General features: G+C 62.8%; 13 protein-coding genes and 1 other RNA gene. 10 read left to right on the forward strand and 4 right to left on the reverse strand.

Translation table 11 applies throughout. The annotated features are described in order from the left end of the window. Positions 1-171 precede the first annotated feature (171 nt). Complete coding sequence (gene fur, locus IEG05_RS22430) at positions 172-576, reverse strand: ferric iron uptake transcriptional regulator (RefSeq protein ID WP_003280866.1); 405 nt, start codon at positions 574-576, stop codon at positions 172-174. Positions 577-671: 95 nt separating this feature from the next. Here fur and IEG05_RS22435 point away from each other — a divergent pair, with 95 nt between their 5' ends. Then, positions 672-1,187 carry an outer membrane protein assembly factor BamE gene (locus IEG05_RS22435; protein ID WP_046620257.1) on the forward strand — a complete coding sequence of 172 codons (516 nt, stop codon included), beginning with the start codon at positions 672-674 and terminating at the stop codon, positions 1,185-1,187. A 41-nt stretch (positions 1,188-1,228) separates the two neighbouring features. On the opposite strand, the gene IEG05_RS22440 is transcribed toward IEG05_RS22435, so the two are convergent. Both IEG05_RS22440 and IEG05_RS22445 read right to left on the reverse strand, forming a co-directional pair. Further along, positions 1,229-1,543, reverse strand: a complete 315-nt coding sequence (locus IEG05_RS22440; RefSeq protein WP_014819219.1) for an RnfH family protein — start codon at positions 1,541-1,543, stop codon at positions 1,229-1,231. After that, a complete protein-coding gene (locus IEG05_RS22445) occupies positions 1,536-1,970 on the reverse strand; it encodes a type II toxin-antitoxin system RatA family toxin (protein WP_041016109.1) in 435 nt (144 codons plus the stop codon). Before IEG05_RS22445 ends, IEG05_RS22440 begins: the two co-directional genes overlap by 8 nt. A gap of 210 nt (positions 1,971-2,180) precedes the next feature. Here IEG05_RS22445 and smpB point away from each other — a divergent pair, with 210 nt between their 5' ends. Continuing rightward, a complete protein-coding gene (gene smpB / locus IEG05_RS22450) occupies positions 2,181-2,663 on the forward strand; it encodes an SsrA-binding protein SmpB (protein ID WP_003299438.1) in 483 nt (160 codons plus the stop codon). A 71-nt stretch (positions 2,664-2,734) separates the two neighbouring features. On the opposite strand, the gene IEG05_RS22455 is transcribed toward smpB, so the two are convergent. After that, a complete protein-coding gene (locus IEG05_RS22455) occupies positions 2,735-3,520 on the reverse strand; it encodes a GntR family transcriptional regulator (RefSeq protein WP_041016108.1) in 786 nt (261 codons plus the stop codon). A gap of 267 nt (positions 3,521-3,787) precedes the next feature. Here IEG05_RS22455 and IEG05_RS22460 point away from each other — a divergent pair, with 267 nt between their 5' ends. The 8 genes from IEG05_RS22460 to IEG05_RS22495 all read left to right on the forward strand — a co-directional run bounded on the left by IEG05_RS22460 (position 3,788) and on the right by IEG05_RS22495 (position 13,033). Further along, complete coding sequence (locus IEG05_RS22460; protein WP_046620255.1) at positions 3,788-5,482, forward strand: L-lactate permease; 1,695 nt, start codon at positions 3,788-3,790, stop codon at positions 5,480-5,482. Between the two features lie 247 nt (positions 5,483-5,729). Further along, the gene (locus IEG05_RS22465; RefSeq protein ID WP_191122753.1) at positions 5,730-6,551 is read left to right on the forward strand and encodes a (Fe-S)-binding protein; all 822 of its coding nucleotides are present in this window, start codon (positions 5,730-5,732) and stop codon (positions 6,549-6,551) included. Beyond that, complete coding sequence (locus IEG05_RS22470) at positions 6,548-8,008, forward strand: LutB/LldF family L-lactate oxidation iron-sulfur protein (protein ID WP_046620249.1); 1,461 nt, start codon at positions 6,548-6,550, stop codon at positions 8,006-8,008. The genes IEG05_RS22465 and IEG05_RS22470 overlap by 4 nt, the downstream gene beginning before the upstream one ends. After that, positions 8,005-8,676: a LutC/YkgG family protein gene (locus IEG05_RS22475; RefSeq protein WP_043298177.1), complete on the forward strand. Its 672-nt coding sequence runs from the start codon at positions 8,005-8,007 to the stop codon at positions 8,674-8,676. Before IEG05_RS22470 ends, IEG05_RS22475 begins: the two co-directional genes overlap by 4 nt. Continuing rightward, a complete protein-coding gene (locus IEG05_RS22480; protein WP_046620246.1) occupies positions 8,673-11,522 on the forward strand; it encodes an FAD-binding and (Fe-S)-binding domain-containing protein in 2,850 nt (949 codons plus the stop codon). Before IEG05_RS22475 ends, IEG05_RS22480 begins: the two co-directional genes overlap by 4 nt. A 179-nt stretch (positions 11,523-11,701) precedes the next feature. After that, complete coding sequence (locus IEG05_RS22485; protein ID WP_003299452.1) at positions 11,702-12,007, forward strand: hypothetical protein; 306 nt, start codon at positions 11,702-11,704, stop codon at positions 12,005-12,007. Positions 12,008-12,139: 132 nt separating this feature from the next. After that, positions 12,140-12,518: a transfer-messenger RNA gene (gene ssrA / locus IEG05_RS22490) on the forward strand. 98 nt (positions 12,519-12,616) lie between these two features. Beyond that, the gene (locus tag IEG05_RS22495; RefSeq protein ID WP_224742960.1) at positions 12,617-13,033 is read left to right on the forward strand and encodes a hypothetical protein; all 417 of its coding nucleotides are present in this window, start codon (positions 12,617-12,619) and stop codon (positions 13,031-13,033) included. Positions 13,034-13,148: the final 115 nt, after the last annotated feature.

Below are 13,148 nucleotides of genomic sequence, written 5' to 3' on the forward strand. Positions count from 1 at the left end.
ACCCTTGCCTTCAGCTAACACTTCCCCTTGCCGGGTGTGTAGAGGACTTTCACCTCCAAGTCGCCAGGCTCACCACCACAGTGAACCCGACAGCGCCAGTCACGGCGCTACGCGCCATGCCTGGCGCACCACAAAAAAGGCGGCCTTGGCCGCCTTTTTCATATGTCTGGATCAGTCTTTCTTGCGCACGTAGAGCACCAGATTGTGATCCACCAGCTCGTAGCCGTGACGCTTGACGATTTCTTTCTGCAACTTCTCGATCTCGGGATCGAAAAACTCGATGACGTCGCCGCTATCGACGCAGACCATGTGATCGTGATGCCCGCCGTCGGCCAGCTCGAAGACGGCATGACCACCATCGAAGTTGTGCCGAACTACCAGACCGGCCGCCTCGAACTGGGTCAGCACGCGATAGACCGTCGCCAGACCGACATCCTCACCCGCTTCCATCAACGCCTTGTAGACGTCTTCGGCGCTCATGTGGCGGCGATCGGTAGTGTCCAGCATCTGCAGGATCTTGACCCGCGGCAGAGTTACCTTGAGACCAGCTTTACGTAGTTCGCTATTTTCAACCATGGTTGGCTTTCTCGCTGCTGCTGTTTCGCAGCCTCCTTCAATACGGGTATGATCCGGGTTCTTTGCCCAGCCAAGATAGTGGAAGTCACCCACCGATGCAAAACACCAAGCTCATGCTGGCCAGCCTCTCCTTCGCAGGTCTGGTCGCACTCGCCGGTTGTTCATTCCCCGGGGTTTACAAGGTCGACATTCAACAGGGCAATGTCGTCACGCAGGACATGATAGACCAGTTGCGCCCCGGAATGACCCGCCAGCAGGTGCGGTTTATCATGGGCAACCCGCTGATCACCGACACCTTCCATGCCAACCGCTGGGACTACCTGTACAGCATCCAGCCCGGCGGCAGTCCGCGCCAGCAGGAGCGCGTCAGCCTGGTGTTCAACGCCAACGACCAGCTGGCAGGCCTGGCCGGCGACTTCATGCCCGGCGTAAGCCGCGATGAACAGATCCTTGGCCGCGACGCCCAGGCGCCTGACGCGGCTCCTGCCGCCCAGCCAGGTCAGCCTGAAGAGCGCCCTGCGCCTGGCTCGCTGCTGGAGCAGATTCAGCGTGAAGTGGATGAAGCGGAGCCGGTTCCGGTGCCGATTCCCGAACCGCTGGAAACCGAATAAAGAAACGCCCGGCTAACCCGGGCGTTTTTGTTTCAGCATATTCAAGCGTCTTCGGCCTTGTTCTTTGCTGCCCGTGCGGCGCGCTGTTTGCGCACCTCTTTCGGGTCGGCAATCAGCGGCCGGTAGATCTCCACCCGCTCACCCTCCTCGAGCACGCGCTCATCAGGCTTGGGCACGGCCTTGCCGAAGATACCTAACGGAGCTGCGGCCAGATCGAGCCCCGGGAAGTGCGCATCCATTCCCGAACGCAAGGCCGCCTCGCGCACGGTGGTGCCCGCGGGCACGGTCATCTGCAGCAGCTTCTGCTTGTCGGCCAGGGCATAGACCACTTCGACCGCAATCGATTGCTTATCCATATAGCTGCTTCGCCCGCTCGCAGAAGGCATCGACCAAGGTATTGGCGGCCTGATTGAACAACGGCCCAAGGGTCGCCTTGACCAACGGCCCGGCGTAATCGAACGTCAGATCCAGACTGATCTTGCAGGCCTTTTCCCCAAGGGCCTTGAATTCCCATATGCCATGCAGATGGCTGAATGGGCCTTCCTCAAGCGTCATCTCGATCCGCTTGCCGAACTCCAGCGCGTTGCGCGTCATGAAGCGCTGGCTCAACCCGGCCTTCGCCACCGTCATGCTGGCGTGCATTTCGATCTCACTGCTGGAAAGCACCTCAGTCGCTGAACACCAGGGCAGGAACTGCGGGTAGCTGGCTACGTCGTTGACCATGTCGAACAGCGCCTGGGCCGGGTACGGCAGCAGCGCGGAACGTTGAATGTGCGTCGTCATGCGGACCTTCTACGTCGTCGTTTCATTGCGCGCCATCCAAAGGTTGGCGCAGCCAGCCCGCAACCGCGGCTTCCGGGCGACACCCGGGAAGCGGCTCAGCGCAAAGCGGGGCACATTGTCGGGGATTAACGGCTGCCCCTCAAGTTTCTGCCGCCAGCGCTCTTGCAGGCTGTCGCCAGCCGCAGCGGGACTCCCTATAATGCGGCCCCTATGGCCAAACAGAAGAAACAGTCCCCCGGGACCATCGCGCTGAACAAGAAAGCGCTACACGACTACTTCATCGAACAGAAATTCGAGGCGGGCCTCGTCCTGGCCGGCTGGGAAGTGAAGAGCATGCGCGCCGGCAAGGCTCAGCTGGTCGACAGCTACGTCCTGCTCAAGGATGGCGAAGCCTGGCTGATGGGTGCGCACATCACGCCGCTGACCAGCGCCAGCACACACGTCATTGCCGATCCGACCCGCACCCGCAAGCTGCTGCTGAACAAGCGCGAGCTGGGCAAGCTGTTCGGCGCCGTACAGCAGAAAGGCTACGCCTGCGTAGCGCTGTCGCTGTACTGGAAGAAGCACATGATCAAGTGCGAGATTGCCCTCGGCAAAGGCAAGAAGGAGTACGACAAGCGCCACACCGAGAAGGAACGCGATTCCGATCGCGAGATTCAGCGCGCCATGCGTACCAAGGGCAAGGACGACTGAGCCTCGCTCAGCGTTTGGCCTGATCAGCCTAAGCAGTGATACCGAGCCGGCAGCCAGTGCCGGCTCAGCTCTCAACCTTCCTTCTGCATCCTTTCACCCTGCCGACGCTGCGCGCGCGCCAGCCGCTGGGCTTCCTGCTGACCTTCAGCCAGCACTTCCTGCACGTAATTGATATGGCGATGAATGACCTCCCGCGCCTCGGTCGCTCGCCTGGCCATGATCGCCTCGTACAACTCGCGATGCTGGCTCATCAGCATATCCCGCGTTTCGTCACGCAGGGCGTACATGCCGCCGATATTGGTCACCACGTTGCGCTTGAGCAGATCGAACAGGCCACGGATGGTGTGCAGCAGCACCGCGTTGTGGCTGGCTTCGGCAATGGCCAGATGAAACTGGGCATCGGCTGCGCCCTCTTCCGCCCGGGAGACCTTGCCTTCCCGGGCGTAGCAGTCCTGCAATGCGGCAAAGGCTTCGGTGAGCCGCTTCCGATCCACCTCGGTCGCACGCAGCGCTGCGTAGTAGGCGCAGCTGCCCTCGAGCGTGTGGCGAAACTCCAATAAGTCGCGCTGCGCATCGCTGTTGTTTTCCAGCAGATGCAGCAACGGATCACTGAACGTCGAGCCCAGCGACTCGGCGACGAACGTACCTCCGCCATGCCGGCTGACCAGCAGCCCCTTGGCCGCGAGCTTCTGAATCGCTTCGCGCAGCGAAGGCCGCGAAACACCAAAGCTTTCAGCCAGGGCGCGCTCCGCGGGCAGACGCTCACCCGCCTTGAGTGTGCCCTCGAGAATCATGGTTTCCAGCTGCGCGACGATATCGTCCGCTAGCCGCCGCTGCCGCACCATCCCCACGTCCATAGCCACCCCGAATGGTCATACCAATCCGAAAATGCTAGCCATGACCGCGCATCTGCACAAGGCCGGCTGTTCCGACCAAAGTCTATAGCTAGCTAATTGACGCCCCTATACGCAGCTCTTACGCTGGCCATTCACTTCTGTTAATTGGTATTACCACTTTACAGAGTGGTCTAAAAATAAGAGGACTCAGCATGAGATCTGCGCACAAAAATTACTCCACGGTCCGCTCAGGGCCCCATCTGAACCGAACCGCAGGGGAAGCCTGACATGTCCAACGGACTGCTCGCACTATTCGCCTTCACACCCATTCTGCTCGCAGCAATCATGCTGATCGGTCTGCGCTGGCCCGCCAGCCGCGCCATGCCGTTGGTCTTCCTGTTCACCGCAGCCATCGGGCTGTTCGTCTGGGACATGAGCGTTAACCGCATCATCGCCTCGACGCTGCAAGGTCTGGTGATCACCCTGGGCCTGCTGTGGATCATCTTCGGCGCAATCCTGCTGCTGAACACCCTCAAGCATTCCGGCGGCATCACCGCCATTCGTGCCGGTTTCACCACCATCAGCCCTGACCGCCGCATCCAGGCGATCATCATCGCCTGGCTGTTCGGTTGCTTCATCGAAGGCGCTTCCGGCTTTGGCACTCCGGCCGCCATCGCCGCACCGCTGCTGGTTGCGGTCGGCTTCCCGGCAATGGCTGCAGTCCTGCTCGGCATGCTGGTGCAAAGCACGCCGGTGTCTTTCGGCGCGGTCGGTACGCCGATCGTCGTGGGCATCAACAGCGGCCTGGATACCGCCACCATCGGCGCGCAACTGGTGGCGCAGGGGTCCAGCTGGAACGCCTATCTGCAGCAGATCACCAGCAGTGTGGCGATTACCCACGCCATCGTCGGCACAGTAATGCCGCTGGTCATGGTGCTGATGCTGACGCGCTTCTTCGGCAAGGAGAAAAGCTGGAAAGCCGGCTTCGAAGTGTTGCCGTTCGCGATCTTCGCCGGCCTGGCGTTCACCCTGCCCTACGCTGCCACCGGCATCTTCCTCGGCCCGGAATTCCCGTCGCTGCTCGGCGGCCTGGTGGGGCTGGCGATCGTTACCACTGCCGCTCGCTTCAAGTTCCTGACGCCGAAGACCACCTGGGACTTCGCCGACGCCAAGGAATGGCCGGCCGAGTGGCTGGGCACCATCGAAATGAAGCTGGACGAGATGGCCGCCCGCCCGATGAGCGCCTTCCGTGCCTGGCTGCCCTACGTGCTGGTCGGCGCGATTCTGGTGATCAGCCGCGTGTTCCCGCAGGTCACGGCCGCGCTGAAATCGGTATCCATCGCCTTTGCCAACATCCTCGGTGAGACCGGCATCAATGCCGGTATTGAACCACTGTATCTGCCGGGCGGTATCCTGGTCATGGTGGTGCTGATTACGTTCTTCCTGCACGGCATGCTCGTTTCCGAGCTCAAGGCTGCCGTGAAGGAATCCAGCAGCGTGCTGCTCAGCGCCGGCTTTGTACTGCTGTTCACCGTGCCGATGGTGCGCATCCTGATCAACTCCGGCGTCAACGGCGCCGAGCTGGCCAGCATGCCAATCGTCATGGCGCGCTATGTCGCCGATAGCGTCGGCAGCATCTACCCGCTGCTGGCACCAGCCGTCGGTGCGCTCGGTGCGTTCCTGGCCGGCTCCAACACCGTCAGCAACATGATGTTCAGCCAGTTCCAGTTTGGCGTTGCGCAGTCGCTCGGAATTTCCGGAGCGATGGTAGTTGCCACCCAGGCTGTTGGCGCTGCGGCAGGCAACATGGTTGCGATCCACAACGTGGTGGCGGCATCCGCTACCGTTGGCCTGCTCGGCCGCGAAGGCTCCACGCTGCGCAAGACCATATGGCCTACGCTGTACTACGTGCTGTTCACGGGGGTGATCGGCCTGATCGCCATCTACGTGCTGGGCGTGACCGACCCGCTGGTCGGAGTGTAAGAAACAGGAATCGTGCCCCCGCTTGGGGGCACGGTTGCATTCCAGAAACCGCACCTGACAGGCGCATTGAAAAACGTAGGCGAGACCGGCAACACGAGGCAAAGCAGCCGAAGAAAGGACTGGGCTCGCATACGAGTTCAGGTTCCTAAATGAGCATTCTGAGGCTGCTTTAACGACGCATTGCCAACGCAGATAGTTTTTCAAAAGCCTGTTTGCGGATAACCGGGCTAACCCGGAGACCAAGCCGATGAGCGAACTCTTCTACGATGCTGCGCCGAACGCTACCCGCGTCGCGCCGCCGCTGCCAAAGCCGCGCGAATACCCCGCCAAGCCGAGCCAGGTTTATCTGTTCGGTACCTGCGTGGTCGACCTGTTCTATCCCGAGGCTGGCCTGGATGCCATCCGCCTGCTTGAGCGCGAAGGATTGATCGTGCACTTCCCGCAGGGTCAGACCTGCTGCGGCCAGCCGGCCTATACCAGCGGCTACACCGACGAGGCACGCAACGTCGCACGGGCGCAACTGGATCTGTTCGCCAACGACTGGCCCGTGGTCGTCCCGTCCGGTTCCTGCGCCGGGATGCTGCGCCACCATTATCTGGACCTGTTCAAGGACGAGCCGGCCACGCTGAAGAAGGCGCAAGCGCTTGCCGAGCGCACCTTCGAGCTGGCCGAGTTCCTGCTCAATGTCTGCAAGGTCGAATTCAAGGACGCCGGCACGCCGACCAAGGTTGCCCTGCATACCTCCTGCTCGGCCCGCCGCGAGATGAACACCCACTTGCACGGCCGCGCCCTGCTTGCCCAGCTGGGCCAGGTCGAGCGCGTCGAGCATGATCACGAAAGCGAATGCTGCGGCTTCGGCGGTACCTTTAGCGTACGCATGCCCGACATCTCCGGCGCCATGGTGCTGGACAAGACCCGCGCACTGAAGGAATCCGGCGCGCATCAGGTGATCAGCGCCGATTGCGGTTGCCTGATGAACATCAACGGTTCGCTGGAGAAGCAGCGTGAAGCCCTGCGCGGTCAGCATCTGGCGACCTTCCTCTGGCAACGCACCGGAGGTGCCCGATGAACGCCGAACAGCGTATCCCCGCGATACAGATCGAGAACGCCGGTGACCCGGATTTCCGCGCCCGCGCTCGCAAGTCCCTGAAGGACGACCAGCTGCGGCGCAACTTCCGCACCGCCATGGACTCGCTGATGACCAAGCGCGCCGTGGCCTTCAGCGATGCCGACGAACGCGAGCGGCTGCGCGAAATGGGCAACCATATCCGCGCCCGCGCACTGTCCAAGCTGCCCGAACTGCTCGAGCGGCTGGAAGCCAACCTGACCCGCAACGGTGTGAAAGTGCACTGGGCGGAGACGGTTGAAGAGGCGAACAACATCGTCCTCGAGATCGCCCGCGCTCACGAGGCGCGACAAGTGATCAAGGGCAAATCGATGGTCAGCGAAGAAATGGAGATGAACCATTTCCTCGACGGCCATGGCATCGAATGCCTGGAGTCGGACATGGGCGAGTACATCGTCCAACTCGACCACGAGAAGCCTTCTCATATCATCATGCCGGCGATCCACAAGAACGCCGGCCAGGTCGCGTCCCTGTTCCACGACAAGCTCGGCGTGGAGTACACCAAGGACGTCGACCAACTCATTCAGATCGGTCGGCGCACGCTGCGGCAGAAGTTCTTCGAGGCCGATATCGGCGTCTCCGGGGTGAACTTCGCGGTGGCCGAGACCGGCACCCTGCTGCTGGTGGAGAACGAAGGCAACGGCCGCATGAGCACCACCGTGCCGCCGGTACATATCGCCGTCACCGGCATCGAAAAGGTCGTGGAGAACCTGCGCGACGTGGTCCCGCTGCTCTCGCTGCTGACCCGCTCGGCGCTCGGCCAGCCGATCACCACCTACGTCAACATGATCTCCAGCCCGCGCAAGGCCGACGAGCTCGACGGCCCGCAGGAAGTGCACCTGATCCTGCTGGACAACGGTCGCAGCCAGGCCTTCGCCGACAGCGAGCTGCGCCAGACGCTGAACTGCATCCGCTGCGGCGCCTGCATGAACCACTGCCCGGTGTACACCCGCGTCGGCGGCCACACCTACGGCGAGGTCTATCCCGGGCCGATCGGCAAGATCATCACCCCGCACATGGTCGGTCTGGACAAGGTGCCGGATCACCCCAGCGCCTCGTCGCTGTGCGGCGCCTGCGGCGAAGTCTGCCCGGTGAAGATACCGATTCCGACCCTCCTGCGGCGCCTGCGCGAGGAAAACGTCAAGGCGCCGGACGATCCGCACAAGGTCATGCGCGGCCAGGGCAGCAAGTACTCCAGGCAGGAACGGCTGATCTGGGCCGGCTGGCGCCTGCTCAACACCAGCCCGACGCTGTACCGCCTGTTCGGCTTCTTCGCCACACGCCTTCGCGCCCTGACGCCATCAAACATCGGCCCCTGGACGCAGAACCACAGCGCACCGAAACCGGCTGCCCGCTCGCTGCACGAGCTGGCCAAGGCACACCTGGAGGGCAAGCGATGAGCGCCAAGGCCAACATTCTCGCCAAGCTGAAAAAAAGCCTGGAGGGCACCACGCCGATCGTCGATGACTACGACGAGTCGCTGGTGACCCAGCCCTGGAGCTACGCGCCGGAGCAGCGCATCGCCCGCCTGCGTCAGCTGATGGAAGCGGTGCACACCGAGATTCACCTGACCACGGACGCCGGCTGGCCCGCCCTGCTCGAGCAGCTGCTGCACGACCGCCAGCTGCCGAGCCTGCTGATCGCCCCGACCACGCCGTACGGCCAGCGCTTCACCGCGCATTGCGCCGGTCGTGAAGGCCTGCCGACGCTGAAGGCCTACGACCGCCCGGTCGAGGACTGGAAGGACGAGCTGTTCAACGACACCCCGGCGAGCCTCACCGGCACCCTCGGCGCCATCGCCTCCACCGGCAGCCTGATCATGTGGCCCACCCGCGAGGAGCCGCGCCTGATGAGCCTGGTGCCGCCGGTGCATTTCGCCATCCTCAAGGCCAGCGAAATCCACGACAACTTCTACGAGATCCAGCAGAAGTTCCAGTGGGCCGCCGGCATGCCGACCAATGCGCTGCTGGTCTCCGGCCCGTCGAAAACTGCCGACATCGAACAGGTGCTGGCCTACGGCGCCCACGGGCCGAAGGATCTGATCCTGCTGATCCTGGAGGACGCATGAACGCGGCCGCGCAACTCGAACGCGCGCCTTTGCCAGCCGCATTCCTCAGCGAAGTCGAACGCCTGATCCCTGCCGAGCGCCGCTTCGACGACCCGCTCTCCACCCTCGCCTTCGGCACCGACGCCAGCTTCTACCGGTTGGTGCCCAAGCTGGTGGTACGCGTCGAAACCGAAGCCGAAGTGGTCAGGCTGCTCAAGCTGGCCCACGCGGAAAACGTCCCGGTGACCTTCCGCGCCGCCGGTACCAGCCTGTCCGGCCAGGCGATCAGCGACTCGGTACTGATCGTGCTCGGCGACAACTGGAACGGCCGCGAGATTCGCAACGGCGGTGAGCAGATCCGCCTGCAACCGGGCGTGATCGGCGCCAACGCCAACGCCGTGCTCGCACCCTTCCAGCGCAAGATCGGCCCCGACCCGGCCTCGATCAACGCGGCGAAGATCGGCGGCATCGTTGCCAACAATTCCAGCGGCATGTGTTGCGGCACGGCGCAGAACACCTACAAGACCCTCGCCGGCCTGCGCGTCGTGCTGGCCGATGGCACCGTGGTCGACAGCGAGGATGCCGCAAGTGTTGCCGCGTTCCGCCAGAGCCACGCGGCCCTGCTCGAGCAGCTGGCCGAGCTGGGCCGCGAGACCCGCGCCAATACCGACCTGGCGGCGAAGATCCGCCACAAGTACCGGCTGAAGAACACCACCGGCTTTTCGCTCAACGCGCTGGTCGACTACGACGAGCCGCTGGATATCCTCAACCACCTGATGGTCGGTTCCGAAGGCACCTTGGGCTTCATCAGCGCGGTGACCTACGACACCGTGCCGGACCATCCGCACAAGGCCAGCGCGCTGGTGGTGTTCCCCGACGTGGAAACGTGCTGCCTCGCCGTGCCGGTGCTCAAGCAGCAGCCGGTGTCGGCGGTGGAGCTGCTCGACCGGCGCAGCCTGCGCTCCGTCGAGCACAAGGCCGGGATGCCCGAGTGGGTGAAGGAACTGTCGCCAACGGCCTGCGCGTTGCTGATCGAATCGCGTGCAGCCAGCCAGTCGCTGCTGCATGAGCAGATCAACCTGATCATGACCTCCATCGCGCACTTCCCGGTGGAGAAGCAGGTCGATTTCAGCGAGGACCCGGTCGTTTACAACCAGCTGTGGAAGATCCGCAAGGACACCTTCCCGGCAGTCGGCGCCGTGCGCCAGACCGGCACCACGGTGATCATCGAGGACGTGACCTTCCCGGTCGAGCGCCTGGCCGAAGGCGTCAATCGGCTCATCGAGTTGCTCGACAAGCACCGCTACGACGAGGCGATCCTCTTCGGCCATGCCCTGGAAGGCAACCTGCACTTCGTCTTCACCCAGGGCTTCGATGATCCGGCGCAGGTCGCCCGTTACGAGGCCTTCATGGGCGAAGTGGCGAAGCTGGTTGCCGTCGAGTTCGGCGGCGCGCTCAAGGCCGAGCACGGCACCGGGCGCAACATGGCGCCCTTCGTCGAGCTGGAATGGGGCAGCGAGGCCTATGCGCTGATGTGGAAGATCAAGCGCCTGCTCGACCCCACCGGCATCCTCAACCCGGACGTGGTGCTCTCCGAAGCCCCGGACATCCACCTGAAGAACCTCAAGCCGATGCCCGCCGCCGACGAGATCGTCGACAAGTGCATCGAATGCGGCTTCTGCGAGCCGGTCTGCCCATCCAACGGGCTGACCCTGACGCCACGCCAGCGCATCGTCATCTGGCGCGACATCCAGGCGCGCAAGCGCGCCGGTGTCGACACCACGGAAATCGAGCGGCTCTACCACTACCACGGCGTCGAGACCTGCGCCGCCACCGGCCTCTGCGCCCAGCGCTGCCCGGTGGGCATCAACACCGGCGACCTGGTGCGCAAGCTGCGCGGGCGCGAGGCGAACCGCACCGGCACTGCCAACTGGCTGGCCGATCATTTCTCCACGGCCGTGCAGGGCACCCGCTTCATGCTGCATGCCGCCAATGGCGCGCACATCATTCTCGGCACCAAGCGCCTGGCCAAGCTGTCTGCGGCCATGACCAACGCCAGCAAGGGCCGCGTGCCGCAGTGGACCCCTGCGACACCGCAGCCGCTGCAACGCCTGCATCTGCCCAAAGCAGCCGTGCAGGACGAACGTCCGCGCGTGGTCTATCTGGCCGCCTGCGTTTCCCGTGCAATGGGCCCGGCGGCACGCGATCAGGAACAGGAGCCGCTGCTCGACAAGACCCGCAGCCTGCTGGAAAAGGCCGGCTACCAGGTGATCTTCCCCGAACAGTTAAACGACCTGTGCTGTGGCCAGCCGTTCGCCTCCAAGGGCTATGCCGAGCAGGGCGAACGCAAGCGGCAGGAAATGCTCGACGCGCTGCTCAAGGCCAGTCGCGGCGGGCTCGACCCGATCTACTGCGACACCAGCCCCTGCACCCTGCGCCTGGTCCAGGGACTGACCGATCAACGCCTCGACATGTACGACCCGGTGCGCTTCATCCGCACGCATCTGCTCGACAAGTTGGACTTCGTCCCGCAGGACAAGCCGATCGCCGTGCACGTCACCTGCAGCACCCAGCACCTGGGCGAGGCGCAGGCGCTGATCGACATCGCGCGCCGCTGCGCCAAGGAAGTCGTGGTGCCTGAAGGCATCCACTGCTGCGGCTTCGCCGGCGACAAGGGCTTCACCACGCCGGAACTGAACGAGCACGCACTGCGCAGCCTGAAGAACGCCGTGCAGATCTGCGAGGAAGGCATCTCCACCAGCCGCACCTGCGAGATCGGCCTGTCACGTCATGGCGAGATCGACTATCACGGCCTGGTCTACCTGGTCGACCGCGTCACCCGGCGCAAGGCGGCCACGCCGGCCTGAATAGCGAAACGGCCCCGCGCGCAATGCCGGGGCCGTTTCGTTTGTGGCATTTCGATGAACGCTCATGCGCAATCGCAGTCGGAATTTCAGAGCCCCTGACGGGTTCGATTCGACTCGGCGCCGCCATTTCCGCAGTTTTCAGGCAGGCCCGGGAAGTCCACAAGACTGGAGGACCCACAATGAAAGTTCATGCACTGCTCGCATCCGCGGTACTGCTCGCCAGCCCGGCCGTCTTCGCCCAAGACGACCTGTGCCAGCTCAACCTGCAGGAAATCGACGACAACATGGCAACCAACACCGCCACCCTGGGTGAGCCGGCCAAGAGCCAGGTCGACGAGTACGTCAAACAGGCCCGCCAAGCCCAGCAATCGGGCGACACCGAAGCCTGCATCGCGCACTCCACCAAGGCACTGCAAGAGCTGAAGGGCCCAGGCAGCACCGGTAGCGGCGGCACAGCTGGCTCTGGCTCTGGCGGCGGAAACTAAGTCCGACGGGCGGGGTCGTGCGAGCGATCCTGCGCAGCCGAGCTGTACATTTTGTAACCAGCATGGCTACAAACTGATCGACAGCGCAGAGAGATCGCCGTACACTCGCGCCCAGCACCACAAGCGTCACCAGGGGCCGATTAGGATTCGACGCCGGTAACAAAACTTGAGGGGCATGCCGAGTTGGTAACAGAACTCGTAAATAAACTGTTGCAAACTTATAGTTGCCAACGACGACAACTACGAAGGGTACGCGCTAGCCGCCTAACCTTCATCTGGTAGCTTCGGCTCCAGCGGTCATTAGGGGATGCCTGTAAACCCGAAATGACTGTCAGACAGAACAGGATCGCCGCCAAGTTCGCTGTAGACGTAACGGCTAAAACTCATACAGCTCGCTCCAAGCACCCTGCCAATCGGGCGGCGCGGAGTTAACTCAGTAGATCTGGCTAAGCATGTAGAACCGATAGCGGAGAGCTGGCGGACGGGGGTTCAAATCCCCCCGGCTCCACCAATTCAACACTGAAACCCGTCTAGAACGCGGGTTTCAGCCCAGATTTGATGGCATTGGATTACTCACAGTCCGTCTGTGAATCCAAAAGGTATGCCATCATGTCCAAGCGCCAAAGCAAAACGGGTGTCCCCCACCTGGTCTATCAAGCCAACACTGGCTTCCAGTACTACCTCACATTCCCGAAGCATTTCGCGGCCAACCCGAAACTGCCTGCGCAAATCCGGTGGTCGCTCAGCCACGACGAAGCCCTGGCCCGCGATCTCGCTAAGTACCTGAATGCTTCTTTCGAGCAGTTCCTTGCCAAGGCAACCGAGCACTATGTCGAGCTCTTTTCTGACCGCCTGCTGGTTGACCTCCAAAGGTTTCACTTAGCGGTAGCGGAAGCACTCAAATTCGCCGACCGGGTTTGGAAAGTCCGTCCGTCGCCCATGAAGCTCGCGAACCAAGACCTTTCGGTCGCCGACGCTCGCATGATGAAAGAGAGTGCCGAGCGTGTAGTGCTCTGTTGGCGCTGATGGAAAATTGACCCACCCTGCCGATTGAAATTTGACCCAGGGCGGATTGCTGATTTTGTTACCAGCAACTGTGGATAAGTCTACCAGCGCAGCTGCTGTTGCCCCCACTCCTTCG

The organism is Stutzerimonas kunmingensis (assembly GCF_014764705.1).
In the GTDB taxonomy this organism is placed as follows: Bacteria; Pseudomonadota; Gammaproteobacteria; order Pseudomonadales; family Pseudomonadaceae; genus Stutzerimonas.